Consider the following 4,265-nt stretch of genomic DNA (forward strand, 5'->3'; position numbering starts at 1 on the left):
AACACTCATAGATTTTGATGCCCATTTGTCTAAGAATCTGTACAAACTTTGGAATAGATTATCGAGCGGTAGTTATTTTCCTCAATCCGTAAAGGCGGTAGAAATCCCAAAAGGTAATGGCGGTACGAGAACATTAGGTATTCCTACCATAGCGGATCGTATCGCTCAAGAAGTCGTTAAAAACTATATCGAACCACGATTAGAAGCGGTATTTGTACCAAGTTCTTATGGTTATCGTCCACACAAAAGTGCGCACGATGCCATCGAACAAGTACGTACAAATGTGCGTAATTATGGTTGGGTAATCGATATGGATATCAAAAGTTTCTTTGATGAAGTTGACCACGATTTGTTACTAAAAGCTTTGTCTAAACACGTAACTGAGACGTGGGTAATGCTGTACATCAAACGATGGTTAGCCAGTCCAGTAAGTAGAAATGGCGTACTTGAACACAAAGTAGGCAAAGGCACGCCCCAAGGCGGTGTCATTAGTCCATTACTCGCTAATTTGTACTTGCATTATGTATTGGACAAATGGCTAGAAAAGTACTATCCTAATGTGCGTTTTGTGCGCTATGCCGATGATGTGATTGTACATTGTAAAACCCCACAAGAAAGTCATGCTGTGCTAGAAGCTATCGCAAATCGCTTACAAGCTTGTGGATTGCGATTGAGCCAAGAGAAAACTAAGATTACGTATTGTCAAGATTATCGTAGGCAAAAGCGCAAAGATTATCCCAAGAGTTTTGACTTTCTGGGTTATACGTTCAAGCCTATGAGCAAGAAAAGTCAGCGTAATAGCGGTGTATTCTTAGGGTTTGATTGTGAAATGAGTAGAAAAGCACGTAATAGAATCGTAGCAGGTAGGCGGAAATCGGGTTTTCATTGTAAGAGCCATACTACACTTCAAAACTTGGCGCAACAACTGAATACTCAAAGTAGGGGATTGATTCGCTATTTTGGTGTACATAGTCGTTGGCGGTTGAGAAGTTTGTTTCGACATTTAGATTATCGACTCGCTAAGTGGGTAAAGGGAAAATATAAAAGCATTACAAGCTATCAGAAAGCTTATAAGTACTTGCGTAAAATACAAAACAGCTATCCAAACTTATTCTACCATTGGAGTATAATAGGTTTAGGATAGCTGTGGGTATATGATTTTTGTATATCAGTAAGATGTGTGTATCAAGAGCCGTATGAAGGGAGACTTTCACGTACGGTTCTGTGAGAAGCTTGGGCTGAAATGCCCTTGCTTACTCGACCTCTTTTCGTACGCTGGCTTTTCTATATTTCAGATAATTCTTGTCTTATTTCCGAAACAAGTTTTTCTTTTAATTCATTAGTTTGCGAGGCTAAATTTTCAAGATGATTTTTTTGTTCATTCATTGATGACATATCTTTTTCAATAATTTGTTTAGCAAGATCTTTCATCATTTGCGCAGATATGTCAAATGATAATTGAGAAAAATGATCCATTTCATCTAAAAGAGTTAATACCTTGTTTCCAGCTATTAGTTTTAAAGCGTTTGTTTCATTTTTAAATTTGAAATATCTTTCTTGAGATTTAATCATGATCGTTTGAATAGAATTAGAAAATTCTGAAACAGCTTTTAATTCTTTTTCTATGTCCCCAATATTAGATAAATATTCGGTATTAAATTTTGTAAGAACAGGAAGGAATTCTTGTTGAGCTTCTATATTTCCAATTTGAGATTGCTCATCTAAAAGAGTGAAATATTTCATATAAGCATTACTTTTCGTTTCATATTGAATTTTGCGCTTAGTAGTTTCTAATCCGTATTTGGATGTAACTTTTTCTTTCTCTTCTGTTATTTGCGAGGTATCCTCAATTATTGCTTTGTTTTTTCCTTTTTCATTAAAATAGGAAGTGAAATATCCCATTAAAAAACCTCCAATAAGTGATAAAATTATTTCCATTGATTTTCTTTACGTAAAGTTTTAAATACTTGTGTACAACACCCAAATATACGAAAGTTTTCAAATGATTAATTTTCTTAAGGATTTGAACTTTATTCATATTAGCGCTTGTGGTTTTTGGAAAGGTTATAGATTGATTACTTTTTTTATCTATTTGAAATAAGAAAAGTTTTTTTGATTAAGGTTAAACTTATGTGTTATTAAATAGGCTCAATTTTTAATACTTCGCTTTTAATTACTTTAGTTGCCGTTTCGTTATATGTTTGTTCCACCGTTACTTTTATTTTATCGTATTCGGGAGTAGGAAACCTTAATAAATCTGAAATATTTTTAAAGCCAAATGCTTTTGCTAAAAGTGTTAAGTGACGGGTAGCGTATTTGTGACGTTGAGTATATGACTCTACGTTACTTACGAAACTTTTAGTAACACCCATTTTTAGACTTAATTCATCCTGTGTGTAACCTTTGCTTTTGCGTAAGTGCTTAACATGATTTATCACGTCAAAATCAAACTGTGTAGTTTCAAAAATAATTTGTTTTGTCATTAAAATGAAAAATTATTAACCCAACTTGTTGGGTTTTAAAAAAATATTTGTATATTTGTTTTAGCGAATTGATAATGAGTCTGCAAAGACAAATTAAAACGATGATTTCTCGAATCGAAACGACCAATTTTACTATCGAGAGTATCGTGAAATCGCTCCATGTCTAAAAAGTTTTGTACTTTCGTATACGGCATGGGCGGTTTTCACATATGCTTTAGGTAGTAGCTTTTTAACTTCAATGTTTCAAAGTTGGGTTTGGTCGCCCTCGATACTAAAGTGTGAAACCGCCTTGCTTTTTTTTGCAAAGAATTCTTCATACTCCAGAAACATCGTTCCATAACCACATAAAATCTTATTTATGAGAACGAAATTTGTACATACCGCCATAACCCATCCGCCTTAATGCGGTGCTAAACCTTTTCCTTTTTGTTGCTTCTGCACCAAAAGGTATATACAGCAATAGGCTTACCGTATGGTAGTCTGTAATAGTCCGCTATACACAAAAGCCACCGCCGTATATACTGTACCACATTGCTTTGGCACGATATAAATTGGGCATTTTAACTTTTTTACTCGAACTCTAAAAGTATTGCCTTTATTTCTATTTTCCAAATCAAATGTTAAAATAATTAGGTACAAAGCAGGAGCTTCAAAAAGCTTATAAAAAACATATTACCTATGGTTATAATGAGGTAACAGCTTAAAGGGAAAGTGCAACAATTTTGATTGAAAATGTAATAATCTAAGTAGGAGAATTAAAGCGCCATTAGGTCAAAACGAATAGCCTGTTTACCGAAAGAGGAGTGGCTCAAGAACTTAAATGAATATGGATGGACTGTACAGTTAGCGGTATTAAGCTTTATACGAACGTCAAAACGGTGAAGTTGGCGTTAAGGAACATCGGGTCGCGGAGCGATCGTTCCGATGGATTAGGCAACAAACATGATTTTGACCGTTAAAAGCTTAACCGCAATAAAAACACTTTGCTTCTTTGGTGTTTTCAAAGAAGAAAAATTAAGTTCATTGAAACCAGCTTCAGAAGCTTTTCTTTTGTCCGCAAACCGCAAGGTTCACGGCTTCCAAGCTGTAAAATAATGCCTGGACGTAAAAGAAACAAAAACTCCTGAGCGTCACTACTCGTGGTCAATTAACGCCTCAATAGCGAAATCAAATAAACTCGCTTTTTCAAAGCTTCAAACAACATTTGATTTTACGCTATTTTCAGCGAATCGACGCTCACTCCGTTGTGAATGCTCAGTTTTAGATTGTAGCAAATAGGATTATTGGATTTTTGATTGAAAACAGAGATAGACTATGTGCCCAGCGGTATTAAGCTTTGGGCGAGCGTCAAAACTGTGAAGTTGGCGTTAAGGAACATCGGGTCGCGGAGCGACGGTTGCTGAGCTTGTCGATGCATCGTTCCGATGGACTAGGCAACAAACACGATTTTGACCGTTAAAAGCTTGACCGCAATAAAAGCACTTTGCTTCTTTGGTGTTTTCAAAGAAGAAAAATTTAGTTCATTGAAACCAGATCCAGACATCTTTTCTCCTGGACGTAAAGAAGAGAATAATGAGTTCATTGAAACCAGATTCAGAGATCTTTTTTCTTTTAATCGTAAAAGAAACAAACACAAGCCTATTCTATTTTATCAATTTTGTACGAGTGGACTAAGGCGCAGTGTTCATGAGAACAAAAACAAAATAGATATGCTCGAATAAAACTCCTGAGCGTCACTACTCGTGGTCAATTAACGCCTCAATAGCGAAATCAAATAAACTC

General features: G+C 35.5%; 4 protein-coding genes. 2 read left to right on the top strand and 2 right to left on the bottom strand.

All coding sequences use genetic code 11. The annotated features are described in order from the left end of the window. Window positions 1-1,144, top strand: a 1,144-nt coding sequence (gene ltrA / locus EG242_RS14585; protein WP_124900655.1) for a group II intron reverse transcriptase/maturase, incomplete at its 5' end; no start/stop codon positions are given. A gap of 140 nt (window positions 1,145-1,284) precedes the next feature. On the opposite strand, the gene EG242_RS14590 is transcribed toward ltrA, so the two are convergent. Both EG242_RS14590 and EG242_RS14595 read right to left on the bottom strand, forming a co-directional pair. After that, window positions 1,285-1,938, bottom strand: coding sequence for a hypothetical protein (locus EG242_RS14590; RefSeq protein WP_124900657.1), 654 nt, complete (start codon window positions 1,936-1,938; stop codon window positions 1,285-1,287). Window positions 1,939-2,138: 200 nt separating this feature from the next. Further along, window positions 2,139-2,483, bottom strand: coding sequence for a helix-turn-helix domain-containing protein (locus tag EG242_RS14595; protein ID WP_124900659.1), 345 nt, complete (start codon window positions 2,481-2,483; stop codon window positions 2,139-2,141). 1,463 nt (window positions 2,484-3,946) lie between these two features. Between EG242_RS14595 and EG242_RS14600 the strand changes: the two genes are divergently transcribed. After that, complete coding sequence (locus tag EG242_RS14600) at window positions 3,947-4,204, top strand: hypothetical protein (RefSeq protein WP_124900661.1); 258 nt, start codon at window positions 3,947-3,949, stop codon at window positions 4,202-4,204. Window positions 4,205-4,265 lie beyond the last annotated feature (61 nt).

This window comes from Paenimyroides viscosum, from assembly GCF_003858535.1.
GTDB classification, from domain to species: Bacteria; Bacteroidota; Bacteroidia; order Flavobacteriales; family Flavobacteriaceae; genus Flavobacterium; species Flavobacterium viscosum.